The sequence below is a fragment of the Micromonospora sp. NPDC005171 genome, from assembly GCF_040608575.1.
GTDB lineage: Bacteria > Actinomycetota > Actinomycetes > Mycobacteriales > Micromonosporaceae > Micromonospora.
Map to the genome: position 1 here is coordinate 89,391 of NZ_JBEXIM010000002.1, position 26,163 is coordinate 115,553.

Consider the following 26,163-nt stretch of genomic DNA (forward strand, 5'->3'; position numbering starts at 1 on the left):
CGCCCACCAGCGGACCGGCGGGCGCGGCCGGGTCAGCGGAGGGCGATGGCGGCCAGCGCGGCGTTGACGATGCTGCCGGGCAGCAGGTCGTGCAGTTCGTACAGCTCGGCGACGCTGCCGGACTGGCCGAACTCGTCCACGCCGAGCGGCACCGCCGGTGCGCCGACCGCCGAACCGAGCCAGGCCATCGCGTGCGACGCGGCGTCGTGCACTGTCACCACCGGCACCCGATCGGCGAACGCGGACCGCAGCGCGCCCGGCACGCTGGGCACCGTGGCCGTCCGTACGCCCTGGCGCAGGGTGCGCTGCCAGGCCCGGTAGAGCCGGTCCAGCGAAGTCACGTCCACCACGTGCGCGGCGATGCCCTCGTCGGCCAGCTCCGCCGCTGCGGCCAGCACCTCGGGCAGCACCGCGCCCGAGGCGGCCAACTGCACCACCGGGGCGTCGACCAGGTGCGGGTACGCCTGGTGCGCGTCGACCAGCCGGTACGCCCCGGCGACGACCTGCCGGCGCAGCACCGCGTCGCCGAGCCGCGCCCGGGCCGCCTCGAACGGCGCCTGATCCAGCGGTCGGGTGCTCAACCGGAAGTAGTACGCGCCGTCCTCGCCGGGTGCGGCGGTCGCGGCCGGGACCGACCCGCCGGCGATCTGCCCGAGCGCGTCGCAGAGCAGCCAGTCGAGGGTGGCCGCGTACGCCGGCTCGACGAAGGTCACGCCAGGCAGTTCCAGGCCGACCGAGGCGGTGATGGTGGACTGGTGGGCGCCGCCCTCCGGGGCGAGGGTGATGCCGGACGGGGTGCCGGCCACCACGAACCGGGAACCGGAGTAGGTGCCGTACAGGAACGCGTCGAGGCCGCGCAGCACGAACGGGTCGTAGACAGTGCCCACCGGCAGCAGCGGCTGCCCGGACAGGTCCCAGGACAGCCCAAGCTGACCGAGCAGCAGGAACAGGTTCATCTCCGAGATGCCCAGCTCGATGTGCTGCCCGGCGGGGCTCTCCGTCCAGCGCAGCATCCGGTCCTCGGTCCAGGAGCGCTGCTCGGTGGGGGCGAACACCCCGGTCTTGTTGATGAACCCGGCGAGGTTGGTGGAGGTGGCCACGTCCGGGGCGGTGGTGACCAGGTAGCGGCCCACCTCCCGGTCCCGCGCCAGGTCCACCAGCACCCGACCGAAGACCTCCTGGGTGGAGATCGGCTTGTTGGCGCGTACTCCGGTGCTCTCCGGAACGGTGACCCCCAGCGCACGCTCGCGCGGCGCGCGGGACAGCGCCTCCCGGCGGGCGCCGGCCTGGATGCCGGCGGGTGACGCCGGGTCGAGGCGGTCCCACTCGGTCTCCGCGGTCAACCCCTGCGCGGCGCGCAGCGTGTCGACCTGCTCCGGGCTGAGCAGCGCGGAATGGTTGCGCGGATTGCCGGCGATGGGCAACCCCCAACCCTTCACCGTGTACGCGAAGACGACGCTGGGCCGGTCGGTGACCGCGTCGCACTGGGCGTACGCGTCCAGCATCGCCGCCAGGTCGTGCCCGCCCAGGTCGGTGACGAGCGGGCCGAGTTCCTCGTCGGAGACGTCGGCGATCAGCTCGGCGATGCCGGTCGGCGCGCCGTCCAGGAACTGCTTGCGCAGCGTCGGCCCGGTCAGCCCGAACAGCGACTGGTACTGCTCGTTGGGCATCGCGTCGATCCAGTCCCGCAGCGCCTCGCCGCCCGGCCGGGCGTACGCCTCGGCGAGCCGGCGGCCGTACTTGACCTCCACGACGTGCCAGCCGGCCGCCTCGAACTGGCCCCGCCACTGGTTGATCCGGATGCCGGGAACCACCCGGTCCAGCGACTGCCGGTTGAAGTCGACGAGCCACATGACGTTGCCCAGCCCGGTGGTGGCCGGGTCGGCGACCGCCTCCCAGATGTTGCCCTCGTCCAACTCGGCGTCACCGATCAGCGCCACGAACCGGGAGTGCGGGCGGGCCCCGAAGTGCGCGTCCACGTATCGCCGGGTGGCGGCGGCGAAGAGCGGCGCCGCCGCGCCCAGGCCGACCGAACCGGTGGAGAAGTCCACTGCGTCCGGGTCCTTGGTGCGCGACGGGTACGACTGGAGGCCGCCACGGGCCCGCAGCCGGGGCAGATACGAGCGGTCCAGGTTGCCGAGCAGGTACTGGATGGCGTGGAACACCGGGGACGCGTGCGGCTTCACGGCGACCCGGTCCTCGGCGTCCAAATGCGCGAACCAGAGCGCGGTCATCGCGGTGACCAGGGAGGCGCTGGACGCCTGGTGGCCGCCGACCTTCACACCGTCGCCGGTGGCCCGGTCATGGTTGGCGGCGTCCACGATCCGGGTGGCGAGCCAGAGCACCCGCCGCTGGATCTCGTCGAGAACATCGAGGTCGTGCTCGGTCACGGTGGCTCCATCCAGGCGTCGCCGTTGACGCCCTCGCGAGGGGTGCGGGGTGGCCGCGTGGTCGACAGGGGGTGGCGGAAGGCCGCCGCCGGGTTACGGCGACGGCCTGCTCCGGGTGGATCTCAGCCCTGGACGCCGAGGCGCTCCAGGATCAGCTCACGCAGGGTCTTCGCGTCGGCCTGGCCCCGGGTGGTCTTCATGACCGCGCCGACCAGGGCGCCGACAGCAGCGACCTTGCCGCTGCGGATCTTGTCGGCGATGCCGGGGTTCGCGGCGATCGCCTCGTCCACGGCGGCGGTGAGCGCGCCGGTGTCCGAGACGACCTCCAGGCCCCGGCTGGTCATGATCTCGGTGGGCGAACCCTCACCGTCGACCACGCCCTCCAACACCGTGCGGGCCATCTTGTCGTTGAGCTTGCCGGCGTCGACAAGCCCCTGCAGCTCGGCGACCTGGGCGGGCGTGGCACCGATCTCGGCCAGCTCCACGCCGCTCTCGTTGGCCCGGCGGGACAGCTCACCCAGCCACCACTTGCGGGCCGCGGCCGGGGTGGTGCCGGCGGCCACGGTGGCCTCGATCAGCTCGACCGCGCCAGCGTTCAGCACCGACTGCATGTCCAGGTCGGAGAGACCCCACTGCTCCTGGAGCCGACGCCGGTGCACCCGGGGCAGCTCCGGCAGGGCGGCCTTCAGCTCGGCGACCCAGGCCGGGTCCGGGGCGATCGGCACCAGATCCGGCTCGGGGAAGTACCGGTAGTCGGTGGCCGTCTCCTTCGAGCGACCCGGCGTGGTGTCGCCGGTGTCCTCGTGGAAGTGGCGCGTCTCCTGGGTGATCCGGCCGCCCGCGTCCAGCACCGACGCCTGCCGCAGCATCTCCGAGCGGACCGCCCGCTCCACCGACCGCAGCGAGTTGACGTTCTTGGTCTCGGTGCGGGTACCCCACTCCTGACCCGGCAGGTTGAGGGAGGTGTTCACGTCACAGCGCAGCGAACCCTCCTCCATCCGCACGTCCGAGACCCCGAGGGTGCGGATCACGTCGCGCAGCTCGGTGACGTACGCCTTGGCCACGTCGGGCGCGAGCGCACCGGTGCCGGTGATCGGCTTGGTGACGATCTCGACCAGCGGGATGCCGGCCCGGTTGTAGTCGACAAGCGACTCCGTCGCGCCGTGGATGCGGCCGGTGGAGCCGCCGACGTGCAGCGTCTTGCCGGTGTCCTCCTCGAGGTGCACCCGCTCGATCTCGATCCGCACCGTCTCGCCGTTGACCTCGACGTCCAGGTAACCGTCGACGCAGATCGGCTCGTCGTACTGGCTGATCTGGAAGTTCTTCGGCATGTCCGGGTAGAAGTAGTTCTTCCGGGCGAACCGGCACCACTCGGCGATCGAACAGTTCAATGCCAGACCGATCCGGATGATCGCCTCGATGGCCGCCTTGTTGGCCACCGGCAGCGAACCGGGCAGCCCCAGGCACACCGGGCAGACCCGGGTGTTCGGCTCGCCACCGAAGTCGGTCGGGCACCCACAGAACATCTTGGTGTTCGTGCCCAGCTCGACGTGGGTCTCCAGGCCGATCACCGGTTCGAAGCGCGCAACGACCTCGTCGTACGCGGGCAGTGTCGTGGTCATCGGGGCTCCTGCCTCACAGTGCCGGTGGAGTGAACGTGCCGACGGCGGACTCCAACGCGGCGGCGACCCGGTACATCCGGTCGTCGGCCATCGTCGGGGCCATCACCTGCAGACCGACCGGCAGCCCGTCGGAGAGCCCGCAGGGCACCGAGATGCCCGGCCCGCCGTACAGGTTGGTCGGGATGGTGAACAGGTCGGCCAGGTACATCTGGTACGGGTCGGCGGTGCGGGCGCCGATCGGGAAGGCCGTGAACGGGGTGGTCGGCGAGATCAACGCGTCGACCCGCTCGAACGCGGCCGTGAAGTCCCGGGTGATCAGCGTACGGACCTTCTGCGCCTGCCCGTAGTACGCGTCGTAGTAGCCCGACGACAACGCGTACGTGCCGACCATGATGCGGCGCTTGACCTCCGGGCCGAAACCGGCCTCCCGGGTCAGCGACATGACCTCCTCCAGCGACCGGTTGCCGTCGTCGCCGACCCGCAGGCCGAACCGGACGCCGTCGAACCGGGCCAGGTTGGAGGAGCACTCGCTCGGGGCGATCAGGTAGTACGCCGGCAGCGCGTACGCGAACGTCGGGCACGAGATCTCCACGACCTCGGCGCCCATCTTGGTCAGCGCGTCCACCGACTCGCGGAACGCCGCCATGACGCCCGGCTCGGCGCCCTCGCCGACGAACTCGCTGACGATGCCGAGCCGCACGCCGGTCAGGTCACCTGTCGCGCCGAGCTTTGCCGCCGCCACCACGTCCGGCACCGGCTGCGGGATGGAGGTCGAGTCACGCGGGTCGTGCCCGGCGATCACCTGGTGCAGCAGGGCCGCGTCGAGCACGTTGCGGGCGCACGGGCCGGGCGTGTCCAGCGACGACGAGAACGCGACCAGCCCGTAGCGGGAGGTGCCGCCGTAGGTGGGCTTGGCACCCACAGTGCCGGTGACCGCGCCGGGCTGGCGGATCGAGCCGCCGGTGTCCGAGCCGATCGCCAGCGGCGCCTCGTACGCGGCCAGCGCGGCGGCGCTGCCACCACCCGAGCCACCCGGGATCCGGCTCAGGTCCCACGGGTTGTGCGTCGGACCGTACGCGGAGTATTCGGTGGAGGAGCCCATCGCGAACTCGTCCATGTTGGTCTTGCCGAGCATCACCGTGCCGGCCTCCCGCAGCCGCTGCACGATCGTCGCGTCGTACGGCGGGCGCCAACCCTCGAGGATCTTCGACCCCACTGTGGTCGGCACGCCACGGGTGGCGAGCACGTCCTTGACCGCGACCGGCACACCCGCGAGCGGGCCCAACTCCTCGCCGGCGGCCCGGCGCTCGTCCACCGCGCGGGCCGCGGCGAGCGCGCCGTCGGTGTCGACGTGCAGGAAGGCGTGCACCCGCTCGTCGACCGCGGCGATCCGGTCCAGGTGCGCCTGGGTCACCTCGACGGCCGAGGTCTCGCCCCCGGCGACCAGGCTCGCGATCTCCGTCGCGGTCAATCTAGTCAGATCGCTCATGCCGTCACTCCGCTTCGCTCCGCGACGCCATGAGGCACCACCGCGCTGCACTGCTGATTCACTCGCTGGCGCTCGCTCATGAGGCCACATCCTCGGTCAGGATCCGCGGTACGCGGAACCGCTGGTCCTCGGCATCGGGCGCGCCCGACAGCGCTTCCTCCGGGGTCAGGCACGGCGTGACGACGTCCTCGCGGAAGATGTTCGTCAGCGGCACCGAGTGCGAGGTCGGCGGGATGTCCGCGGCGGCGACCTCGCCGACCTGGGCGACCGCCTGGAGGATCACATCGAGCTGGCCGGCGAACGTGTCCAGCTCCTCCTCGGTGACGGCGAGCCGCGACAGGCGCGCCAGGTGCGCGACCTCCTCGCGGGAGATGGCGGCCATCCGTGCCCCCTTCTGAATTCCTGCTGTTCGGGCGGTGTGCCGGCCGCGCGACAGGTGGAGCGTGACACGCGGTGACCGGAGCGAGTCTATTGTTCCGCTCCGGTGCCGCGTCCCCGACTCCCCCTCCGGCGGCCCTCGTGCCGGCTCAGCGGGTGGGGCGGCGAGCGACGTCCGGCTGTGGGAGCCCGCCCGTCGGGCGGACCGGCCGGTACCGGGCCAGCCAGGTCACCAACTCCTCGGCCGGCATCGGCCGGGCGTAGAACCAGCCCTGAGCGGCATCGCAGCCGGCGGCGTGCAGCATCCGCCAGGTCCGCTCGTCCTCGACACCCTCGGCGACCACCCGCAGCCCCAGCGCGCCGGCCAGCTCGATCATCGACCGGACGATCGCCGCGTCGTCGGCGTCGTCGGCCATCCCGAGGACGAACGACCGGTCCACCTTCACCTCGGACAGCGGCAGACGGCGCAGGTGCTGCAGGGAGGAGTAGCCGGTGCCGAAGTCGTCGAGCGAGATGGCCACCCCGATCCGGTGCAGCCGGGAGATGGTGGCCAGCACCCGGCGCGGGTCGGCCATCAACGCGCCCTCGGTGATCTCGACCTGCAGCCGTTCGGCCGGTACCCCGTAGCGGGCCAGCCGGTCGGCGATCTGGTCGGCGATCTCGCCGGTGTGCAGGTCGCGCACGCTCACGTTCAGCGCCGCGCGCAGGCCGACACCGGCCGCCGACCACTTGGCGAGCTGCTCCACCACGTCGTCGACGACACGACGGGTGAGCAGCCGCATCACGGCGCTCTGCTCGGCGACCCGGATGAGTTCCTCCGGGTCGACCATGCCCCGCCGGGGGTGCCGCCACCGCAGCAGCGCCTCGACCCCGACCACCTCGCCGGTCGCGATGGCGATCTGCGGCTGGTAGTACATGGTGATTTCACCGGCGTCGTCGGCCGGCTCCTCGTCGGCGTGCGCCCACCCGGTCGGTTCGACGGGTTGCCCAGGCGTACCCGGCCCGACGTCCCGCCGCGCCCCTGTGCGACCCCTGCCCACAGCGCTCCCGTTCGGGGACCGCCGACCGTTTCCGCCCCCGGCGCGCCTGGCCGGCCCGGAACGGGTGCCGGCGACAGTGGCCCGGGAGTTACGCCCCCGGATCGGGTCGGCTCCGGTGGCGATCCGGTTGATCAGCTCATCGGAGTGCGCCAACTCGGCGTCGGTGCGCCGACGACGGGGCCACCACCGAGCAACTCCCGGCGGTGCCGTGGCGACCGCCGGCGCCGGGTCCGCCGCTGGCGCGGGCCGGCCCGGAGCTGCGGTGGGCAGCGCGGCACCGTCACCGCCGCGCACCTCCGCCGAGGCGACGAGGGGTACGTCGGCCGTCCGCTCGCCTTCGCCAGACGCGACGACGGGTACGTCCGCCGACCGCTCGGCGTCGCTCGGCACGCCGTGCCGGCCGTCCCCGTCCGGCTGCGCGACAACACCCTCGCCTTGCCTCTCGCCCTGGCCCTGACCTGCCGACTCGGTGCCGAACGGCAACTCGGCCGTTGGGGTGGCCTCCAGGACGCGGCGCAGGTCGGCGAGGAGGCCGAGTCGCTCGGCGGAGTTGTGGTCGGACTCCGGGGCGTACACGGCCACCGTGTCGTTGCGGTGCTTGGCGTCGTACATCGCCACGTCGGCGTGGCGCATCAGGGTGGCGAAGTCCTCGCCGTGCTCCGGGAAGAGGGCGATCCCGATCGACCCGCCCACGTCCAACGGCAGCCCGTCGAGCGGCACCGGCTCGGCCAGCGCCTGGACCACCCGGTCGGCCAACTCCCGCGCCTGAGCGACGTCGGTCAGCCCGGTCATCACGATGGCGAACTCGTCACCACCGAGCCGGGCGATCATCTGTGGTCGCGGCTGCACGTCGGTGAGCCGGGCGCTGACCTCGACCAGCAGCCGGTCACCCACGGCGTGCCCGAGGGCGTCGTTGACGTTCTTGAAGCGGTCCAGGTCGATCAGCAGCAGCGCCAACTGCCCGTCGGGTTCACCGCGGGCGGTCCGCTCCGCGTGCAGGTGCACCTGCTCCGCCACCTCCGCCAGCAGGGCCTTGCGGTTGGGCAGCCCGGTCAGCGGGTCGGCGGCGGCGAGGTGCTGCTGTTCGTTCGTCAACCGCGCCATTCGGTAGACGGCGAAGAGCGGCACCAGCACCAGCGGGATCAGCGCGGCGCTGACCCGCGCCGCGGCGACCAGCACCGGGGCGAGCAGCAGCAGTGAGCCGGTGGAGAGCAGTTCGAAGCCGAGACCCTGGCGGACGGTGGGCCACCACCGATCCTTGAAACGCAGCCGTACCGCCCAGCTGACCAAGCCGTAGTTGACGACGAACCAGGCCAGCGCGGCGCCGCCGACGGCGGCCACGTCCGTCCAGTGCAGCCGCCCGCCGGAGAAGATGGTGCCCGAGCCGAGCTGGATCACCCCGTACGCGGCGGCGAGGGCGCACGCGTACTGGCCGACGTTGAAGGCCGTGCGCCAGGCGGCGTGCCCCATCCGCCAGCCGGATACGACCACTCCCACCGCCTGCACCACCACCGCCGGGCCGAGACCCCAACCGAGCAGGATCGCGAAGGTGAAGCAGGTGGACGGGAACACCGCCGACGTCTGCCGACGCCCCGGCGGCACGAACGGGCGCGCGTCGCAGACCACGGCGAGCACGGCCATCGTCCAGAACGCCACCGGCAGCTCGGACAACTCGCCGGGGAGCGTCGCGAGTGGGACGGCAGCGGTCAGCGCGGCGACCGCCAGGATGCTGGCGACGAAGGCAGCGAACGGTGCGACCCGTCCCGCAGGAAGCGAGTTGCGTGGGTCGGCGACCTCCACCACACCTCCCGACCGACCATCGGCGTGCCGGTGCGCGCGCCGTGACCCAATGAAACGCCCTCGCCCCCCAGTTTCCCGGTATGACAGTCACGAATCGGTCGTAGTCGTAATTAAGTTGGTATACGCGGCCAGCCGCCGTGGCCAGCCGCCTGCGGGGTCAGCCGCCCAGCTGAGCGACGTCCCGGGCGGCATCCGGGCCGGCGTCCAGCAGGAGCCGGAACCCGTCCTCGTCGAGCACCGGCACCTTGAGACTGGCGGCCTTGTCGGCCTTCGAGCCGGGGTTGTCCCCCACCACCACGAAGCTGGTCTTCTTGGAGACCGACCCGCTGACCTTGCCGCCCCGGCTCTGCACGGCCTCGGCAGCCTGGTCGCGGGAAAAACCGGCGAGGGTGCCGGTCACCACCACTGTCAACCCCTCCAACGGGCGCGGCCCCTCGTCGACCGCTTCCTCGGCCATCCGTACGCCGGCCTCGGCCCACTTGCGGACCACCTCGCGGTGCCACTCCACCGCGAACCACTCCCGGATGCTGGCGGCGATCGTCGGCCCGACCCCGTCGACGGAGGACAGCTCCTCCTCGGTGGCCGCGTCGATGGCGTCCATCGAGCGGAAGTGCCGGGCGAGGGCCTGCGCCGCGGTCGGGCCGACGTGCCGGATGGAGAGCGCCACCAGCACCCGCCACAGGTCCCGTTCCCGGGCGACCGCGAGATTGTCCAGCAACTTCGTGGCGTTGCTGCCCAGGCTGCCGTCCTTGTTGACGAAGAACGGCGACCGGGACAACTGCTCGGCGTCGAGCTGGAAGAGGTCACCCTCGTCGCTGATGATCTCCGCGTCGAGCAGGGCGGCCGCGCCCTTGTAGCCGAGCACCTCGATGTCGAACGCGCCCCGGCCAGCGAGGTGGAACACCCGCTCCCGCAACTGCGCCGGGCAGCTGCGGGTGTTGGGGCAACGGATGTCGACGTCGCCCTCCTTCGACGGCGCGAGCGGGGTGCCGCAGGCGGGGCAGCTGGTCGGCATGACGAACGGCCGGGCGTCGGCGGGCCGCAGGTCGACCACCGGGCCGAGCACCTCGGGAATCACGTCGCCGGCCTTGCGCAGCACCACCGTGTCGCCGATCAGCACGCCCTTGCGCTCGACCTCGCGGGCGTTGTGCAGGGTGGCGAGCGCGACTGTGGAGCCGGCCACGCGCACCGGCTCGAGCACGGCGAACGGGGTGACCCGGCCGGTGCGCCCCACGTTGACGTCGATGTCGAGCAGCTTGGTGGTGACCTCCTCCGGCGGGTACTTGAAGGCGATCGCCCAGCGCGGGGCCCGACTGGTCGACCCGAGCCGGCCCTGGATGGAGACCGGATCGACCTTTACCACCACGCCGTCGATCTCGTGCTCGACGTCGTGCCGGTGCTCGGCGTAGTAGGCGATGAACTCCGCCACGCCGGCCAGGTCCGGTACGACCCGCCACCGGTCGCTGGTCGGCAACCCCCACGACTTCAGTGCGGCGTACGACTCGGACTGCGCCGTGGGCCGGAACCCCCGACGGGCGCCGATGCCGTGCACCACCAGGCGCAGCGGCCGGGTGGCGGTGATCCGTGGGTCCTTCTGTCGCAGGCTGCCCGCGGCGGCGTTGCGGGGGTTGGCGAAGGGCGCCTTGCCCTGCTCCACCAGACCGGCGTTGAGATCGGCGAACGCGGCGATCGGGAAGTAGATCTCGCCCCGGACCTCCACCAGCTCGGGAATGTCCGGGAATTCGGCGGACGGTGCGAGCTGACTGGGCACGTCCCGGATGCTGCGCACGTTGGCGGTGACGTCCTCGCCGGTGCGCCCGTCGCCCCGGGTGGCGGCCCGGACCAGCCGGCCGTTCTCGTAGGTCAGGTTGATCGCCAGCCCGTCGACCTTCAGCTCGCACAGGTAGGGCACCGGACCGCCCGCGTCCCGTTCGACCCGGTCGGCCCAGGCCGCCAACTCCTCGTCGGCGAAAGCGTTGTCGAGCGAGAGCATCCGTTCGGCATGGGTGACCGGGGTGAAGTCGGTGGAGAACGTGCCGCCCACCCGTTGGGTCGGCGAATCGGGCGTCCGCAGCGCCGGAAACTCCTCCTCCAACGCCTCCAACTCGCGCAACTGCCTGTCGAAATCGGCGTCGGGGATGGTCGGCGCGTCCAGGACGTAGTAGCGGTACTGGTGCTCGGTCAACTCCTGGCTGAGCGCGGCATGCCGCTCCCGGGCCTGCGGCGTCGGCTCAGCCCCGGCCGCCGCCTCCTGCGCCGGGCTGACCTGCTGACCGATCTGTTCCTCGGACACACCGCCACCTTCGGACACGCCTGCGACCTCCCTGATCACGCTACTCCGGCACGGTATCGGGCCGGTGGGACAATCCGCCGCCCGCCCGCGCCCGGAGCGACCTCGCCCTCAGCCGGATCAGTGATCAGTTGATGCTCAATGGTGGTCAACGGGCCGATCCAGCTACCCACCAGCAGGCGCTCAGGGTGACCGTGGCTGGCTCAGCCGCGGTGTAGTTGGCGGGCGGCACGGGCGGCGACGTGCAAGGATCGCCGGACGGCGCGACCGGCGGGTCGCCGGGACGCGGAGGTACGGATGCGCGCGGCACTGCTCTGGGCGGCGGCCATCCTGCTGGCGGTTGCCGCCGGCTGGGCGTGGAACAGTTGGCGGCACCGGGTGGCCAACCGGCGTCCGGAGACCCGGCCAGGTCGGGGTGGCAGCGATGGCCGTCGTTCCGCCCCGCCTCGGCCCCGGGGCGCGGAGCGGCCGTCCACCAAACCGCGCTCACGCGACACCGACCGGCGCGGCGACACCCCGGCGCCCGGTGAGATCTGGTGGGCCGACGTGCCGTACGCCGACGGCACCGGGTCGAAGGTGCGCCCGTGTCTGGTGCTGCGCGCCGACTCCCGGGGCGCCGACGTCTTGAAGATCACGAGCCAGGACAAGAGCGACCGGGACGACCACGTCCGGATCCCCACCCGGGACTGGGACCCTGGCGCGGAGCACGACAGCTACCTCAGCCTCACCGAGCCGATCCGGCTCAGCTCGGCCGCCTTCGCCGACCACGCCGGCCGCTGCGACGCCGACCTGTGGCGGAAGGTGCGCAGCCTGCGCCACCTCCCCACCTCCTGACCGCCCAGGCGCGCGGCCTGCGTCACCTCCGCATCTCCTGACCGCCCTCGACCGCCAGTCGACCGCCCTAGTGGCCACTCACCGGCGACGATGGGTCCCGGCCGTTCCCGCCCTCGAACGCCGCCATGATCGACTCGGGTTCCTGAAAGTCGCGGTGTCCTGAGGCCTCGGACACCCCGGTTTTCATGAACCCGAGTCGATCATGGCTGGCGGGCCGCGCCAAAGACACGCCTGGCCGGCCGGACCAAGACACGCCGGGCCGGCCGCGCCAAGACACGCCTGGCCGGCCGCGCCAACGCACGGCTGGCGGGTCGCGCCGGGTCAGTCCCAGGCCGCGCCGAGCGTGGCCAGCTGGTCCGCGTACTCGATGCGGTCGGCCCACTCGCGCGGCCAGGCGGTCATGCCGACGGCCGCGCCCACGAAGGCCCCGGCCAGGGCGGCGATCGAGTCGGAGTCGCCGGCGGTGGTCGCGCCCCGGGCCAGCGCCGCGACCGGATCGTCGGCGTGCCGTACGGCGCAGAGCAGCGCGGTGGCCAGCGCTTCCTCGGCCACCCAGCCCTCCCCGGTGGCCTGACACGGGTCACCGCCGTCGTCCGGCCGCGTCAGGGTGTTGGTCAGTCGGCCCAGCACCGCCAGGCACTCGTCCCAGCCCTGGACGATGAACTCCTCCGGTGTGCCGAACCCGGCGCGCTGCCAGAGATCACCCAGCCACCGCTCCCGGTAGACCAGGCGCTGGGACAGTGCCCGCTCGGTGAGAACCCCAGGCAGCTCAGCAAGCGTGGCACCCGCGCGCAGCGCGTGAACCGCGTACGCGGTGAGTTCGCTGGCGGCCAGCCCGGTCGGGTGGCCGTGGGTCAGCCCGGCCTGCAACTGGGCCAACCCGGCGAGCGTGTCGACGTCCACGTCGAGCAGGCCGACCGGGGTGACCCGCATGTTGGCCCCGCAGCCCTTCGAGTCGACCACTGTCGCCTCCTGCCAGCGCACCCCACGGCTCAGCTCCGCACAGGCGCGCAGGCAGGTCATCCCCGGGGCACGGTTGTTGTCCGGGCTGACCGCCCAGGCCAGGAAGCGTCGCCGCAGCAGCGGCTCCACCACCTCCGGGGTGAACGACGGCGCCTCGTGCAGCGCCCAACCCACCGCAAGCGCCATCTGCGTGTCATCGGTGACCAGCGCCGGCTCGCCGGCCAGCTCACGCGGACCGGCCGGGCCGTACCGGCGCTCGATCTCGGCGACGGTCAGGAACTCGGTCGGCTTGCCCAGCGCGTCACCGTAGGCGAGGCCGAACAGCGAACCGGAGGCGCGTAGCGCAGAGGTGTGGATCACGGCGGCCATCATGCCCGGCCGCCGCAACCCACAGCGATGTCAGTCCCAGCAGAGGCAGAACGGGTGGCCGGCCGGATCCGCGTAGACCCGGAAACCCTCGCCCTCACCCGGCAGCCGCCGAGCCCCCAGCGCGAGCGCCGCCTTCTCCGCGGCCTCGATGTCGTCCACCGTCACGTCGAGGTGGAACTGTTGTGGGCGCTCCGGATCCGGCCAGGCCGGTGGCCGCAGGTTGAGCGCCCGCTGGAAGGCGAGGCGCGGCTGGTGACCGGGCGGGCCGCCCAGCACCACCCACTCGTCATCGTCGGTGTCTTCCTCGACGAGAGGCAAACCGAGCAGCTCGGCGTAGAACGCCGCCAGCGCCCGCGGATCCGGGCAGTCGATCACCACTGAACGCAGCTGTCCAATCATGACCGCCATCCTGCCCACCGGGTACGACAGGAAACCTCAGTCCTCGGCGAAGCGCCGGCCGGCGTCCCGGCACGCGGCGAGCACCGCCCGCACGTACTCCGGCGTCGCACCGGCGAGACCGCAGGCCGGGGTGACCACCACCTGCTCGGCGAGCTGCCGACGGGGAAAGCCGAGGCGGTCCCAGAGCTGGCGTACCCGGTCGGCGATCTGTACGGACGTCGGCGCGCCACCGGCCGACGGGGGCCGGGTCGGCGCGGCCCCGGCCAACAACCCGAGGCCAGCGTCGATCGCCTCGCCCAGCGGGTCCAGGTCGGTGACGAGGTCCAGGTCGAGGGCGACCGCGACGGCGTCCGTGGAGCGGATCAGCTCCAGCGGCACGTCCGGGGCGCAGCAGTGCACGAGCGTCGGCACGCCGACCGCCTCGACGACAGTGCGCAGCAGGGCGGCGGCGTCCACCGACTCGACAGCCCGGTACGCGCCCAGCCCGCTCTCGGTCGGCACCCGCCCGGCCAGCACGGTCGGCAGTGACGGTTCGTCCAGTTGCAGCAGTACCGACGCCCCGGGCAGCCGGCGGGCGACCGCCGCCACGTGCGCGCGCAGCCCCTCGGCGAGGGAGCCGGTCAGGTCGCGGACCGCACCGGAATCGCGCAACAGTCGACCACCGATCGGCAGCTCCAGGGAGGCGGCCAGCGTGAGCGGCCCGGCGGCCTGCACCTTGATCGGCCCGGCGTACCCCTCGGCCTGCTCGGCGAGCTGGTCCAGGTCGCGTTCCATCAGGTCACGGGCCCGGCGCAGGTCGCGGCCCGGGCGTGGGGCGACCCGCCACCGCCCCGCGTACACCTCGACGGGCAGCTCGACGAGCAACCCGGCGGATCGGCCGATCATGTCCGCTCCGGGTCCACGGGCCGGCAACTCGGGCAGGTGGGGCAGCTCGGGAAGCTCACCGAGGACCACCCGCTGCGCCTCGCCGATGTCGGTGCCGGGCAGCGAACCAATTCCGGTTGCCGCGCCCGCCGGCCAGGGCCACGCCTGATCTGTCACGGGCGAAGGCTATCCCGCGGACACCCCGGCCGTGCGGTCAGCCGGTGATGGTCGCGGAGCCGAGGACGACGTCGCCGGCCGGGTCCGGTCGGTACGCCACCACGGCCTGACCGGCGGCGACGCCGCGTACCGGTCGGCGCAGCTCGGCGTGCAGCCGGTCACCGTCGAGGGCGACGGTCGCCGGCACCACGTCGCCGTGCGCGCGCAACTGCACCTCGCACTCGACCGGCGCGTCCGGACGGGCGCCGCCGGTCCAGACCGGACGTACGGCGTGCACGTCGGACACCTCCAGCGCCTCAGCCGGGCCGACCGTCACCGTGTTGGTCTTCGGGGTGATGGAGAGCACGTAGCGTGGCCGCCCGTCCGGGGCGGGCCGGTCCAGGTGCAGCCCGCGACGCTGCCCCACCGTGTACGCGTACGCGCCGGTGTGACTGCCGACGACCGCGCCGGTGGAGGCGTCCACCACGTCGCCGGGCGCCTCACCGAGCCGGCCGGCGAGGAAGCCGCGGGTGTCCCCGTCGGCGATGAAGCAGATGTCGTGCGAGTCCGGCTTGTCGGCCACGGCCAGGCCACGCTCGGCAGCCTCGGCGCGGACCTGCGCCTTCGTCGAGTCGCCGAGCGGGAAGATCGAGCGGTCGAGCTGTTCACGGGTGAGCACGGCGAGCACGTACGACTGGTCCTTGGCGAGGTCGACGCTGCGCCGCAGAAGCCCGTCCGCGCCGAGGCGGGCGTGGTGCCCGGTCACCACCGCGTCGAAGCCCAGGGCCACCGCCCGATCCAGCACCGCCGCGAACTTGATCTTCTCGTTGCAGCGCAGGCAGGGGTTCGGCGTACGGCCCGCGGCGTACTCGGCGACGAAGTCGTCGACCACGTCCTCGTGGAAGCGGTCGGCCATGTCCCACACATAGAACGGGATGCCGATCACGTCGGCCGCCCGCCGGGCGTCCCGGGAGTCTTCCAGGGTGCAGCAGCCGCGCGCCCCGGTCCGATAGGTCTGTGGGTTGCGGGCCAGCGCCAGGTGCACGCCTGTCACCTCGTGCCCGGCCGCCACCGCCCGCGCCGCCGCCACGGCCGAGTCAACCCCACCTGACATCGCCGCCAGAACCCTCACCGACCCACTCCCCTTCCCGTCCCCACAACCAGCCTACCCACCCGCCCCGCACCCCCTCGCCAGGCCGCAAAGCAACCCCCGTCACCCACGCCGTCGCCCCCGAACAGCGTCGATCATGGACTTGTGGTGGGCAACAAAAGCCACTATTCGCCACCTTTAAGGCACCACAACTCCATGATCGACCACAGGAGGGGCGGGCGCGGGGACGCGGGGACGCGGGGTGGCGGGAGGAGAGGAGCTAGCGGGGGGTACGGAGGGCGGCGGCTCGGCGGGCTCGGTCGACTGCTGCCGGCAGGGCCGCGATGAGGGCGTCGATGTCCGCCTGGGTGCTGGTGTGACCCAGGGTGAAGCGCAGCGAGGAGCGGGCGCGGTCGTCGTCGGCGCCCATCGCGAGCAGCACGTGCGAGGGCTGGGCCACCCCGGCCGAGCAGGCGGAGCCGGTCGAGCAGGCGATCCCCTGCGCGTCGAGCAGGAGCAGCAGCGCGTCGCCCTCACAGCCGGGGAAGGAGAAGTGCGCGTTGCCGGGCAGCCGGTCCGTCGGGTCGCCGTTGTAGATCACCTCGGGCACCGCCTGACGAACCCGCTCGATCAGGTCGTCGCGGAGCGCGGCCACCCGGGCCGCGTACTCCTGCTGGCCCTTCACGGCCGTCTCGACGGCGACCGCGAAGGCGACGATGCCGGCGGTGTCCAGGGTGCCGGAGCGGATGTCGCGTTCCTGGCCGCCGCCGTGCAGCAGCGGCGTGGCCGGAACGTCCCGGGCGAGCAGCAGCGCACCCACGCCGGTCGGGCCGCCCAACTTGTGCCCGGTGACGGTCAGCGCGGCGACTCCGCTGGCCCCGAAGTCGACGGGCACCTGACCGACGGCCTGGATGGCGTCGGTGTGGAAGGGCACACCGTGTTCGGCGGCGACGGCGGCCAGTTCGGCCACCGGCTGGACGGTGCCCACCTCGTTGTTCGCCCACATCGCGGTGACCACGGCCACCTGGTCGGCATGGGCGGCCAGTTCGGCGCGCAGGGTCTGCGGGTCGAGCCGACCGACGGCGTCCACCGGCAGCCAGCCGACCTCGGCGCCCTCGTGCTGGGCCAGCCAGTCGACCGCGTCCAGCACCGCGTGGTGCTCGACGGCGCTGGAGACCACCCGCCGGCGGTCGGGCCCGGCTCCCTCGCGGGCCCAGAAGATGCCCTTGACCGCGAGGTTGTCGCTCTCCGTGCCGCCGCCCGTGAAGATCACCTCAGAGGGCCGGGCGCCCAGCACCGCGGCCACCCGCTCCCGTGACTCTTCGACCCGGCGGCGGGCACGACGGCCCGCCGCGTGCAGGGAGGACGCGTTGCCGACCTCGCGGGCGGTAGCGACGTACGCCTCCAGTGCCTCGTCGAGCATCGGGGTCGTCGCCGCGTGATCCAGGTAAGCCATCGCCGTTCAGCGTACGGCCGACACCTTGGGGACCGGATGCCGGAGGGGACCGCACGCAACGGCCGGGGTGGAACTCCACCCTGACCGGATCCGCGCGGACCCGGTCAGGCGGGCACCGCGGTGACGACGATGTTGTCGCGGTACTTGCGGGCCTTGGCGTCGAACGGCCCACCACAGGTGATCAGGGTCAGCCGCGGCTTGCCGTCGCGGGCGAAGTACCGGTCCAGCGGGAACCTGCTCTTGGCGTACTCCTCCCGGGCGACGACCCGGTAGCGCCGCACCTCGCCGTCACTGCCGGTCGCGGTCACCGTGTCGCCCTGGTCCAGCTCACGCAGCCGGAAGAACGCCCCCTTGCCCTGTTTGGCGCTGTCCACGTGACCGGCGATGACCACCGAGCCGGCCTCCGCCTCCAGGCCGGGGCCGTAGCGGTACCAGCCGATCTGGTCGACGCTCGGCGGCACCTCGAACTCGTTGGTCCGGTCGTTGATGCCGACCGCGTTGACGGTGGCGGTGACGTCGATCTCCGGGATCAGCAGCCGTACCGGCGGGATGATCTTCGGGCCGGCGGGCAGCTCACCGGCGGTCACCGGCACCGACGGGGCGCTGGCGGCGGTCGGAGCGGGGCTGGCCAGCGTGCTCGCCTCCTCGGCTCCCACGGTCCCGGTCGGCTGGTTGGCGCACGCCACCAGAGCGGCGACGGTGAGCGCGGCAACGCCGGCGGCCAGGGCCGCCAGCGCGCCGCGATTGCGCACCGTCACTTGCGGCCAGCGACGCCGAGGACGTCACCCAGGCGACGTTCGTCGCCGCCTGGTTGGGTCGCGACACGTTCGACCCGGCCAAGGGGTCGCTGATCGGTTGGTTGCTCGGCATCGGCCGGCGGAAGGTGATCGACCGGATGCGCGCCTCGGCCCGGGAGACCCGGGTGGTGGAGACGGTCCGACAGCTGCCCGAGCCGGCGCCCACCGAGCCGGACCCGGACCGTGTGGTGGACCGATTGGTGATCGCCGACGAGTTGGCTCGTCTCCCGGACGACCAGCGGCGCATGCTGGAGTTGGCTTTCTACGACGACCTGACACATCAGCAGATAGCCACTGTGACCGGTGTGCCGTTGGGCACCGTGAAGAGTCACATCCGACGCGGCATGGCGAGCTTGAAGCGCAGATGGGAGGTGGACGGTGCAGCACCTGGACCACGACCGGCTGGTATTTCTGGCGCTCGGTGAGAGCGAGGCGGACAACGGGGAGAGCACCCACCTCGGCACCTGCGCGCTCTGCCGTGCGGAGGTGGCGAGCCTTCAGCAGGTGGCGGGGCTCGGCACCGAGACGCAGGGCCTGGCCGATCTGCCCGACCCGCCGGAGCACATCTGGCAGGGCATCGAGGCCCAGGTCAGGGCCGCGGAGGCCGGGCCGTTGCTGACCGAGACCCGTCGACACCGGGTGCCCGAGCAGGCCGACACGACGACGGGCGAGCAGGTGCCGGGCGCGGCGGCCGAGTCGACGGTGACCCGACTGGACCCGGCACGGCGATCCCGCCGGGGTCGTGGCTGGTCCCGGTGGGCGGCCACCGCGGTGACCGCGGCCGCCGCCGCGGCGGTCGGGGTGGTGGGCACCGTCTCGGTGCTCCGACCGGACGACCCGACGCCCACCCCGACGCCGGTGGTGGTGGCGACCGCGCCGCTGGCGGCGTACGGGGCGACACCGCCGGCGGCCAAGGGCGACGCCCGGGTTTTCCAGGGCGGCCAACTACATCTGCATGTGGCGAATCTCCCGAGCGTCCCGGGGTACTACGAGGTCTGGCTCATCAACCCGACGACGATGGAGATGTTCTCGGTCGGCACCCTGGGGGGCGGCTCGGATGCCCTGCTGCCCCTGCCGCCGAATGTCGACCTCAAGAGTTACTCGGTGGTCGACGTCTCCGCCGAGCAGTACGACAACAACACCCGCCACTCCGGCGACAGCCTGCTGAGGGGCACCCTGACGGGCTGATCGGCGGGCCGGCTCAGCTCCCCGGCTCGCCGATCAGCTCCCCACATGGCAGTGGCCGCCCGTGCGAACGGGCGGCCACTGACATGTCGCACTGTCACTTGCGCTTGCGGATCTCCTCGGCGGCCTGCGGGACGATCTTGAACAGGTCGCCCACCACACCGAAGTCGGCCAGCTCGAAGATCGGCGCCTCGCCGTCCTTGTTGACCGCGACGATGGTCTTCGAGGTCTGCATGCCGGCCCGGTGCTGGATGGCACCGGAGATGCCGAGCGCGACGTAGAGCTGCGGGGAGACCGTCTTGCCGGTCTGGCCCACCTGGAACTGGTGCGGGTAGAAGCCGGAGTCGACGGCGGCCCGGGATGCGCCGACGGCGCCGCCGAGCAGGTCGGCCAGCTCCTCGACCAGCTTGAAGTTGTCGGCGTTGCCGACACCGCGACCCCCGGAGACGACCACGCCGGCCTCGGTCAGCTCGGGGCGGGAGCCCTTCTGCTCGGCGACCCGCTCGACGACAGTGGCCAGCTTGTCGGTGTCGGTGACCGACACGGTGAGCTGCTCGATCGCCGGGGTGGCCGCCGCCGGGGCGGGGGTGACCGAGTTGGGTCGGACGGTGACCAGCGGCAGGCCCTTGGTGACCTTGGACTTGACGATCGTGGAGCCGGCGAAGGCGACCTGGGTCGCGGTGCCGTCGGCGTCCAGCCCGAACACGTCGGTCAGAATGCCGTTGTCGAGCTTGACGGCGAGCCGGGCGGCGATCTCCTTGCCCTCCTGGGCCGACGCCAGCAGCACGGCGGCCGGCTGCACCCGCTTGACCAACTCGGCCAGCACTGTCGCCTTGGGGGCCACCAGGTAGCCGTCGATCTCGTCACCCTCGGCGGCGTAGATCTTCTCCGCGCCGTACTCGCCCAGCTTGCCGCTCAGCGCCTCGGCGGTGCCGGCGCCACCGAGCACCACCGCGCTCGGGGTGCCCAGCTCACGCGCGAGGGTGAGCATTTCCAGGGTGACCTTCTTGACGCCGAATTCCTTGGTGGCTTCGACGACGACGAGAACCTCAGACATGTCAGGACCCCCCTCTCACACGAACTTCTCGGTGGCGAGGAACTCGACCAGCTTGACGCCGCCCTCGCCCTCATCAGTGATCTTGGCGCCGCCGGAGCGCGGGGGGCGCTTGGTGTGCTCGACGACGGCGCTGGTGGCCCCGTCGAAGCCCACCTCGTCGGCCGCGACCCCGAGGTCAGCCAGCGAGAGCGTCTGCACCGGCTTCTTCTTGGCGGCCATGATGCCCTTGAAGGAGGGGTAGCGCGGCTCGTTGATGGTGTCCCAGACGGAGACCACGGCCGGGGTGGAGGCGGTGACCACCTCGTAGCCCTCCTCGGTCTGCCGCTCGACGGTCAGCGTCGCGCCGTCGACGGTGAGCTTGCGGGCACCGGTGAGCGCCGCGACGCCCAGCCGCTCGGCGATCATGTGCGGCATGACCTGGACCCGGCCGTCGGTGGACTCTGCGCCGCAGATGACCAGGTCGGCACCGAGCTGACCGAGTGCGGCGGCGAGCACCTTCGAGGTGGCGACGGCGCACGAGCCGTGCAGGGCGTCGTCCAGCACGTGCACGGCCTTGTCCGGGCCCATGGAGAGCGCCTTACGGATCGACTCGGTCGCCCGGTCCGGACCCATGGTCAGGATGGTGACCTCGCCGCCGTGCGCCTCCTTGATCTTCAGGGCCTCCTCGATGGCGTACTCGTCCATCTCATTGATCACGTTGTTCGCCGAACCGCGGTCGACGGTGTTGTCGTCATTGCGCAGGTTGCGGTCCGCGCCCGAATCAGGCACCTGCTTGACGAGTACGACGATGTTCATCGCGCTTCGACGACCCTCCTGTGTGGTGTTGCGATTCGCTCGCCCGGTCTGGGGCGCAGCGTCGCGCGTCGGTCGACGCCAGGTCAACCGCGGGCGGTTGTGCAGTTGCCCACGGGGCAATGTTACCTGCCAGTAGGTTGCGTCCCCGCAGCACTCAGGGTGACACAGCTCACCGACACGTGGCCGGTCAGGCCGGCCCCGTCAACGCGACCCGGATCTGGTCGATGGCCGCCGCCTCGGCGGGCGCCACCCCGTCGTGCGCCCGGGCCACCTGGTCCGCCGCGGCCAACACCAGATCGCGGTACGCGTCGACGTCCCGCGGGGACTTCTCGCGCAGAATCCGCATCGCCCGCCCCAGCGCCGGCAGCACCACCGACTCGATCTCCAGCTGCGAGTCCCGGGGAAGCCGCGGCAGCGGGCCGGTGGTCAACGCCTCCTTGACCGTGCCACTGGCGTCGGCCAGCGCGTCGGACGCGGCGATGCTCTCCCGGATCACCCCCAGGACCCCCGGGTCGGCGTTGGAGACCAGGAAGACAGCACCGAAGGCGCCGGTCTTGAGGGTCAACCGCTCCTCGTCCGTCAACCGCTGCTCCATGATCACGGAGTGTAGACGTACGGGGTGGTGGTGGTGACCGGGACGAGGCCGAGCCGCTGGAGGATGGGCCGACTGTCCTCGGAACAGTCGACCTGCATGAGCGTCCGCCCCCGCTGTTCGGCCAGCCGCGCCCGGTAGTTGACAAGCGCCCGGTAGACGCCCTTCCGCCGCCACTGTGGCAGTGTCGAGCCACCCCACAGCGTGGCGAAGCCGGTGTTCGCCGGGAACCGTACCCAGCCGGCGCTCACCACCGTCCCGCCCGCCTCGGCCACCACCACGGTGATCGAGGTCGGGTCGGCGTCGATCTCCTTGGCCAGCCCCCACACCAGGTGCGAGCGGTCCTCCTGCCAGACCTCCTCCTCCATGGCGGCGATCCGCTCCAGGTCCTCCCGGGCGGTCACCTCACGCAGGCGTACCCCCTCGGGAACGACCGGCAGCGCGGCGGCCAGCGGCGCGACCGGGCCGACCACGACGGTCTCCCGGTCCTCCGGCACGAAGCCGGCGGCGCGCAGGCGGTCCGCCAGGTCCGCCGGTTCGTCGTGTTCGTTGAGCTTCCACTCCGCCGACTCGCTTCGCTCACGGCACAACCGCACCTGCCGGGCGATCAGCTCGTCCAGCGCGTCGCCGGTCAACCCGCCCAGGTCGCGGTAGGTGATGAACCCACCGGCGTCGAGCCCGGAGATCCGGACCAGCGGCCCGTCCCGCTCCACAGTCACCCCGGCCGGCACCGGGTCGGGGATCTCCGGGCGGAGTTGGTTGTCGTAGGCGGCACGCAGCGTCAGAATGTCGAGATCAGTCACCGGCCCAGGCTAAGCGGGATGGGAAGCGGATAATCGGCTCCGTGTGGGAGGCGATCAGACGATGGTTCGACCCGGCCGAGCTGCGTTCGGTCGGTGAACCGCCGGACTACCGGTTCTCCCTGGCCAACGAGCGCACGTTCCTCGCCTGGCTGCGCACCGGGCTGGCGCTGGTCGGCGGCGGGTTGGCCACCGCGCAGTTCCTGCCGCCCCTGCCGATGAGCCACCTGCGGGAGGTGATCGCGGTGGCGCTGCTGCTGCTCGGCGCGGCGGTCGCGATCCGCGCGGTGGACCACTGGGCGCGTACCGAGCGGGCCATCCGGCTCGGTGAGGAACTACCCGCGTCCCGGTTTCCCGCCGTCCTCGCCCTCGCCGTCGGCGTCGGCGCGGTGCTGCTGGTCGTCGCCGTCCTGGTCCGGGCGGTCGGCGGGCCGTGAGCAGCGGACGCGACCCGGGGCTGCAACCGGAGCGGACCCGGCTGGCCTGGCGGCGCACCCTGCTCACGGTGACCGTGGTGACGGTGCTCGCCGTCCGGCTGGCGTTGACGGGCGACCCGACCGGGGCGGTGATCGCCGGCGGCACCGTGCTGGTGTGGGGCGCCCTCCTGGTGCTCTGCTGGCCCCGTGGCACCGGCACCGGTCCGGCCCGCACCGGCGGTCGGACCCTGCCCCTGGTCACGGTGGGCACTGTCGTGCTGGCGCTACTGGGGGTGCTGGTGGTGCTGCGCGGACTGTGGTGACGGGATCGGGTGAGCCATGATGGGTGCATGGCCCGGCTTGGCGTACTTCTCTTCCTGGTGCAGATCGTCCTCGCGGTCTGCGCGCTGATCAGCTGTCTCTCCGCCGAGGAGGGCCAGATCCGTGCCCTGCCCCGGATCGCCTGGGTGCTGATCATCCTGTTCTTCCCGCTGGTCGGCTCGATCGCCTGGTTCGTCGCCGGCCGGGAGCCCAGCTCCGGCGCCCGCAAGGGCTGGCCGGGCGGCACCGGCGGCGCCGAGCGGCAGCGCCCCCGGCCGGTGGCCCCCGACGACGACCCGGAGTTCCTGCGCTCGGTGGAGGAACGCGCCCAGCAGCAGGATCAGGAGCTCTTCCAGCGCTGGGAGGAAGACCTGCGGCGCCGCGAGGACGACCTGCGGCGCCGAGACGGTGAGCCGCCGCGCGAGGGTGACCGCCCGGAGGTGTGAACGCGCCGCCGCCGCCGGCGCTGGGGCGACGGCGGCGGCGGGTGCGACTCAGGCCAGGTTCGACGACCGGGGGTACGCGTCGGTCGGGTCGGTGAGCACGTTCACCAGGTACGGCACTCCGGAGTCGAACGCCCGCTGCAGCGCCGGGCCCAGGTCGGCCGCCTTGGCGACCGTCTCCCCCGCTCCGCCGAGCGCGCTGACCACTGTGTCGTACCGCAGCTCCGGCTGGAGGTCGGCGGCCACGTCGTAGCCGTACATGGCCCGCATCGGGTGCTTCTCCAGCCCCCAGATGCCGTTGTTGCCGACGACGATCACCACCGGCAGCTTCTGGCGGACCAGCGACTCGACGTCCATCAGCGAGAAGCCGGCCGCACCGTCACCCATCAGCACGCAGATCTGCCGGTCCGGGTGGCTGACCCGGGCGCCCATCGCGTAACCCATGCCGGTGCCCAGGCAGCCGTACGGGCCCGGGTCCAGCCAGGTGCCCGGCTGGGCCGGCTCCAGGTACCGCCCGGCGTACGACACGAAGTCGCCGCCGTCGCCGATGGTGATCGCGTCCGGGGCGAGCACCCGACGCAGCTCGCCGTAGATCCGGGCCGGGCGGATCGGGTCGGTCTCGGCGGCCATCTCCGCGGCGTCCCGAGCCTTTGCCGCGTCCTCGGCGACGCGCAGGTCGTCGATCCAGTCGGCGTGGTCGGCCCGGTCACCAGAGTGGTCCGCCAGCGCGGAGAGGATCAGGCGCAGGTCACCGGCGGGGGCGGCGGCCGGCTGCACGTGCGTCGCCCGCTGGCTGGGCGCGTCGACGATGTGCACCACCTTGGCGTCACCGAAGTCACCGAAGCTGAGTCGGAAGTCCAGCGGGGTGCCCACGACCACGACCACGTCGGCGCCGGAGAGCGCGGCCCGGCGGGCCTTGGCGAACGCGAGCGGGTGCTCCGGCGGGAGCGAGCCACGACCCATGCCGTTGGTGAAGACCGGCACCTGCAACGCCTCGGCCGCCTCGCGCAGGGCGGCGACCGCGTCGCCCGCGTACACGTCGGAGCCGGCGATGATGACCGGACGCTGCGCCCCGGCGATGAGCAGCGCGGCGCGGCCGACCTCGTCCGGATCCGGCGCGACCGGGTCGACACCGGTCACGGCGGGCAACTCGGCCTCGGCGACCGAGAAGACCGTCTCCAGCGGAAAGTCGAGGAAGGCCGGGCCGCGGTGCGGGGTGAGCGCGGCGTGCAGCGCCGCACCGACCGCCCGCGGGATGTCGTCGGTGCTGAACACCGTCTCGGCGTACTTGGTGACCGGGGCGACAAGCGGCAGGTGGTCCATCTCCTGGAGGCTGCCGGAGCCCCAGCGGAACGCGGGCGCGCGGCCCCCGAGCACCAGCACCGGCGAGGCGTTGAAGAACGCGCTGGTCATGCCGGAGATGCCGTTGGTGACGCCGGGCCCGGCGGTGAGCACGGCGAGGCCGGGTCGGCGCTGGAGCTTGGCGACCGCCTCGGCGGCGAAGACCGCGGACTGCTCGTGCCGGACGTCGTAGATCGGGAAGTCGGTCTTGTACGCGGCGTCGTACAGCGGGAAGACGTGCCCACCGGACAGCGTGAACATCTCCCGTACGCCATGCGCCCGTAGCGCCGCCAGCGCCAACTCGCCGCCGTGACCCTCGATCCGCTCCGTCATGTCGCTCCCATCGTCCGTGGCCGGGATCACAGGTTACCGACCAGTCACTTGGCCCTTCGACCGTGGCCCCGCCCGGTGGACGTTGCCGAGGTCAGGGGCCGTCGGGCCGGGAAGCGACGGATCAGCGGCCGGTGAAGCCGGGCTTGCGCTTCTCGACGAAGGCCGCCATGCCCTCGCGCCGGTCGTCGGTGGCGAACAGCGCCGCGAAGAGCTGGCTCTCCCAGGCCAGGCCCGAGTTCAGATCCATGTCCAGGCCGCCGTCGACCGCCAGCTTCGCCGCGCGCAGCGCCTGCACGGGCCCGGTGAGGTACGGAGTGATCAGCGCGACGGCCGTGTCGTACACCTCGGCGGCCGGGGCGACCCGGTCGGCGAGACCGATCCGCAGCGCCTCCTGCGCGTCCACCATCCGCCCCGACATGATCAGGTCCTTGGCGCGGGCCGGGCCGACCAGGCGGGCCAGCCGCTGCGTGCCGCCCGCACCCGGGATGATGCCCAGCTTGATCTCCGGCTGGCCGAGCTTGGCGTCCTCGGCGACCACCCGCCAGTCACAGGCCAACGCCAGCTCACAGCCGCCACCGAGGGCGTAACCGGTGATCGCGGCTACCACCGGCTTCGGGATCCGGGCGATCGCGCCGAGCGCGCTGGACAGGTTCGCGGCCCGGTCGGCCATGTCCACGTAGGACATCTCGGCCATCTGCTTGATGTCCGCACCTGCAGCGAAGACCTTCTCCCCGCCGTACACGATGACGGCGCGGACCTCGGGATCGGCGGTGGCCGCCGTGGCGGCGGCGCGCAACTCCTCCTGCACCTGGGTGTTGAGCGCGTTCATCGGCGGCCGCTCCAGCCGGATCGTGCCGATGCCGTCAGTGGTCTCCAGCCGAACGAACTCGCCCACGCTGCCCTCACTTCCTCGTCGAAGTCGCGTGCCAACCTTACGACCCGG

At 72.4% G+C, this 26,163-nt stretch carries 23 protein-coding genes and 1 pseudogene; 6 read left to right on the forward strand and 18 right to left on the reverse strand.

The annotated features are described in order from the left end of the window. Nucleotides 1-32: 32 nt before the first annotated feature. The 6 genes from ABZU74_RS04300 to ligA form a co-directional block, all read right to left on the reverse strand. Nucleotides 33-2,390 carry a pyruvate dehydrogenase gene (locus tag ABZU74_RS04300; RefSeq protein ID WP_355418396.1) on the reverse strand — a complete coding sequence of 786 codons (2,358 nt, stop codon included), beginning with the start codon at nt 2,388-2,390 and terminating at the stop codon, nt 33-35. A gap of 122 nt (nt 2,391-2,512) precedes the next feature. Next, complete coding sequence (gene gatB, locus ABZU74_RS04305) at nt 2,513-4,012, reverse strand: Asp-tRNA(Asn)/Glu-tRNA(Gln) amidotransferase subunit GatB (RefSeq protein WP_355418398.1); 1,500 nt, start codon at nt 4,010-4,012, stop codon at nt 2,513-2,515. A gap of 13 nt (nt 4,013-4,025) precedes the next feature. Next, nucleotides 4,026-5,501, reverse strand: a complete 1,476-nt coding sequence (gene gatA, locus ABZU74_RS04310; protein ID WP_355418400.1) for an Asp-tRNA(Asn)/Glu-tRNA(Gln) amidotransferase subunit GatA — start codon at nt 5,499-5,501, stop codon at nt 4,026-4,028. Between the two features lie 76 nt (nt 5,502-5,577). After that, complete coding sequence (gene gatC / locus ABZU74_RS04315; protein WP_091393256.1) at nt 5,578-5,883, reverse strand: Asp-tRNA(Asn)/Glu-tRNA(Gln) amidotransferase subunit GatC; 306 nt, start codon at nt 5,881-5,883, stop codon at nt 5,578-5,580. 145 nt (nt 5,884-6,028) lie between these two features. Beyond that, nucleotides 6,029-8,719: an EAL domain-containing protein gene (locus tag ABZU74_RS04320; RefSeq protein WP_355418402.1), complete on the reverse strand. Its 2,691-nt coding sequence runs from the start codon at nt 8,717-8,719 to the stop codon at nt 6,029-6,031. 157 nt (nt 8,720-8,876) lie between these two features. Then, nucleotides 8,877-11,012: an NAD-dependent DNA ligase LigA gene (gene ligA, locus ABZU74_RS04325; RefSeq protein ID WP_355418404.1), complete on the reverse strand. Its 2,136-nt coding sequence runs from the start codon at nt 11,010-11,012 to the stop codon at nt 8,877-8,879. 294 nt (nt 11,013-11,306) lie between these two features. Between ligA and ABZU74_RS04330 the strand changes: the two genes are divergently transcribed. Continuing rightward, nucleotides 11,307-11,843 (forward strand): type II toxin-antitoxin system PemK/MazF family toxin, encoded by a 537-nt coding sequence (locus ABZU74_RS04330; protein ID WP_355418406.1) that lies wholly within the window; start codon nt 11,307-11,309, stop codon nt 11,841-11,843. 321 nt (nt 11,844-12,164) lie between these two features. Here ABZU74_RS04330 and ABZU74_RS04335 read toward each other — a convergent pair whose 3' ends face one another. The 6 genes from ABZU74_RS04335 to ABZU74_RS04360 form a co-directional block, all read right to left on the reverse strand. After that, nucleotides 12,165-13,178 carry an ADP-ribosylglycohydrolase family protein gene (locus ABZU74_RS04335; RefSeq protein ID WP_355418408.1) on the reverse strand — a complete coding sequence of 338 codons (1,014 nt, stop codon included), beginning with the start codon at nt 13,176-13,178 and terminating at the stop codon, nt 12,165-12,167. Between the two features lie 27 nt (nt 13,179-13,205). Then, on the reverse strand, nt 13,206-13,574 hold the full coding sequence (locus ABZU74_RS04340; RefSeq protein WP_355418410.1) for a VOC family protein: 369 nt from the start codon (nt 13,572-13,574) through the stop codon (nt 13,206-13,208). A 36-nt stretch (nt 13,575-13,610) separates the two neighbouring features. Further along, nucleotides 13,611-14,615, reverse strand: a complete 1,005-nt coding sequence (locus ABZU74_RS04345; RefSeq protein WP_355418412.1) for a methionine synthase — start codon at nt 14,613-14,615, stop codon at nt 13,611-13,613. Between the two features lie 37 nt (nt 14,616-14,652). Further along, nucleotides 14,653-15,726, reverse strand: coding sequence for a tRNA 2-thiouridine(34) synthase MnmA (gene mnmA, locus ABZU74_RS04350; protein ID WP_355418414.1), 1,074 nt, complete (start codon nt 15,724-15,726; stop codon nt 14,653-14,655). A gap of 238 nt (nt 15,727-15,964) precedes the next feature. Further along, nucleotides 15,965-17,140, reverse strand: a complete 1,176-nt coding sequence (locus tag ABZU74_RS04355; protein WP_355418416.1) for a cysteine desulfurase family protein — start codon at nt 17,138-17,140, stop codon at nt 15,965-15,967. Nucleotides 17,141-17,244: 104 nt separating this feature from the next. Next, the gene (locus ABZU74_RS04360) at nt 17,245-17,898 is read right to left on the reverse strand and encodes a class F sortase (protein WP_355418418.1); all 654 of its coding nucleotides are present in this window, start codon (nt 17,896-17,898) and stop codon (nt 17,245-17,247) included. Between the two features lie 8 nt (nt 17,899-17,906). On the opposite strand from ABZU74_RS04360, the pseudogene ABZU74_RS04365 reads away from it, so the two are divergent. Beyond that, nucleotides 17,907-18,362, forward strand: a pseudogene (locus tag ABZU74_RS04365) (RNA polymerase sigma factor); the annotation flags it as partial. After that, nucleotides 18,316-19,125 carry an anti-sigma factor gene (locus ABZU74_RS04370; RefSeq protein WP_355418420.1) on the forward strand — a complete coding sequence of 270 codons (810 nt, stop codon included), beginning with the start codon at nt 18,316-18,318 and terminating at the stop codon, nt 19,123-19,125. The pseudogene ABZU74_RS04365 and the gene ABZU74_RS04370, both read left to right, overlap by 47 nt. 94 nt (nt 19,126-19,219) lie before the next feature. Here the strand turns inward: ABZU74_RS04370 and ABZU74_RS04375 are convergent, their stop codons facing one another. From ABZU74_RS04375 to ABZU74_RS04390, 4 genes are all read right to left on the reverse strand, one after another. Then, on the reverse strand, nt 19,220-20,179 hold the full coding sequence (locus ABZU74_RS04375) for an electron transfer flavoprotein subunit alpha/FixB family protein (RefSeq protein ID WP_355418422.1): 960 nt from the start codon (nt 20,177-20,179) through the stop codon (nt 19,220-19,222). A 15-nt stretch (nt 20,180-20,194) separates the two neighbouring features. Further along, the gene (locus tag ABZU74_RS04380) at nt 20,195-20,974 is read right to left on the reverse strand and encodes an electron transfer flavoprotein subunit beta/FixA family protein (protein WP_210865189.1); all 780 of its coding nucleotides are present in this window, start codon (nt 20,972-20,974) and stop codon (nt 20,195-20,197) included. 187 nt (nt 20,975-21,161) lie between these two features. Further along, the gene (locus tag ABZU74_RS04385) at nt 21,162-21,575 is read right to left on the reverse strand and encodes a hypothetical protein (RefSeq protein ID WP_355418424.1); all 414 of its coding nucleotides are present in this window, start codon (nt 21,573-21,575) and stop codon (nt 21,162-21,164) included. Then, nucleotides 21,572-22,369, reverse strand: a complete 798-nt coding sequence (locus tag ABZU74_RS04390; protein ID WP_355418426.1) for a GNAT family N-acetyltransferase — start codon at nt 22,367-22,369, stop codon at nt 21,572-21,574. Before ABZU74_RS04390 ends, ABZU74_RS04385 begins: the two co-directional genes overlap by 4 nt. 41 nt (nt 22,370-22,410) lie before the next feature. On the opposite strand from ABZU74_RS04390, the gene ABZU74_RS04395 reads away from it, so the two are divergent. From ABZU74_RS04395 to ABZU74_RS04405, 3 genes are read left to right on the forward strand one after another with little or no spacing between them, the layout of a single operon-like run. Then, the gene (locus tag ABZU74_RS04395) at nt 22,411-22,803 is read left to right on the forward strand and encodes a DUF202 domain-containing protein (RefSeq protein WP_355418428.1); all 393 of its coding nucleotides are present in this window, start codon (nt 22,411-22,413) and stop codon (nt 22,801-22,803) included. After that, the gene (locus tag ABZU74_RS04400) at nt 22,800-23,105 is read left to right on the forward strand and encodes a DUF202 domain-containing protein (protein WP_355418430.1); all 306 of its coding nucleotides are present in this window, start codon (nt 22,800-22,802) and stop codon (nt 23,103-23,105) included. Before ABZU74_RS04395 ends, ABZU74_RS04400 begins: the two co-directional genes overlap by 4 nt. A gap of 27 nt (nt 23,106-23,132) precedes the next feature. After that, a complete protein-coding gene (locus tag ABZU74_RS04405) occupies nt 23,133-23,549 on the forward strand; it encodes a PLD nuclease N-terminal domain-containing protein (RefSeq protein ID WP_355418432.1) in 417 nt (138 codons plus the stop codon). A 48-nt stretch (nt 23,550-23,597) separates the two neighbouring features. Here ABZU74_RS04405 and ABZU74_RS04410 read toward each other — a convergent pair whose 3' ends face one another. Together ABZU74_RS04410 and ABZU74_RS04415 are read right to left on the reverse strand one after the other, a co-directional pair. Further along, nucleotides 23,598-25,220 (reverse strand): acetolactate synthase, encoded by a 1,623-nt coding sequence (locus ABZU74_RS04410; RefSeq protein WP_355418434.1) that lies wholly within the window; start codon nt 25,218-25,220, stop codon nt 23,598-23,600. Nucleotides 25,221-25,341: 121 nt separating this feature from the next. Then, nucleotides 25,342-26,115 (reverse strand): enoyl-CoA hydratase-related protein, encoded by a 774-nt coding sequence (locus ABZU74_RS04415; protein ID WP_112604422.1) that lies wholly within the window; start codon nt 26,113-26,115, stop codon nt 25,342-25,344. Nucleotides 26,116-26,163: the final 48 nt, after the last annotated feature.

Coding starts and splice junctions, on each gene's coding strand:
- gatB (WP_355418398.1), bottom strand. CDS start 4,012: ATGACCACGACACTGCCCGCGTACGACGAGGTCGTTGCGCGCTTCGAA.
- gatA (WP_355418400.1), bottom strand. CDS start 5,501: ATGAGCGATCTGACTAGATTGACCGCGACGGAGATCGCGAGCCTGGTC.
- gatC (WP_091393256.1), bottom strand. CDS start 5,883: ATGGCCGCCATCTCCCGCGAGGAGGTCGCGCACCTGGCGCGCCTGTCG.
- ABZU74_RS04330 (WP_355418406.1), top strand. CDS start 11,307: ATGCGCGCGGCACTGCTCTGGGCGGCGGCCATCCTGCTGGCGGTTGCC.
- ABZU74_RS04335 (WP_355418408.1), bottom strand. CDS start 13,178: ATGATGGCCGCCGTGATCCACACCTCTGCGCTACGCGCCTCCGGTTCG.
- ABZU74_RS04340 (WP_355418410.1), bottom strand. CDS start 13,574: ATGATTGGACAGCTGCGTTCAGTGGTGATCGACTGCCCGGATCCGCGG.
- ABZU74_RS04355 (WP_355418416.1), bottom strand. CDS start 17,140: ATGGCTTACCTGGATCACGCGGCGACGACCCCGATGCTCGACGAGGCA.
- ABZU74_RS04375 (WP_355418422.1), bottom strand. CDS start 20,179: ATGTCTGAGGTTCTCGTCGTCGTCGAAGCCACCAAGGAATTCGGCGTC.
- ABZU74_RS04380 (WP_210865189.1), bottom strand. CDS start 20,974: ATGAACATCGTCGTACTCGTCAAGCAGGTGCCTGATTCGGGCGCGGAC.
- ABZU74_RS04405 (WP_355418432.1), top strand. CDS start 23,133: ATGGCCCGGCTTGGCGTACTTCTCTTCCTGGTGCAGATCGTCCTCGCG.
- ABZU74_RS04410 (WP_355418434.1), bottom strand. CDS start 25,220: ATGACGGAGCGGATCGAGGGTCACGGCGGCGAGTTGGCGCTGGCGGCG.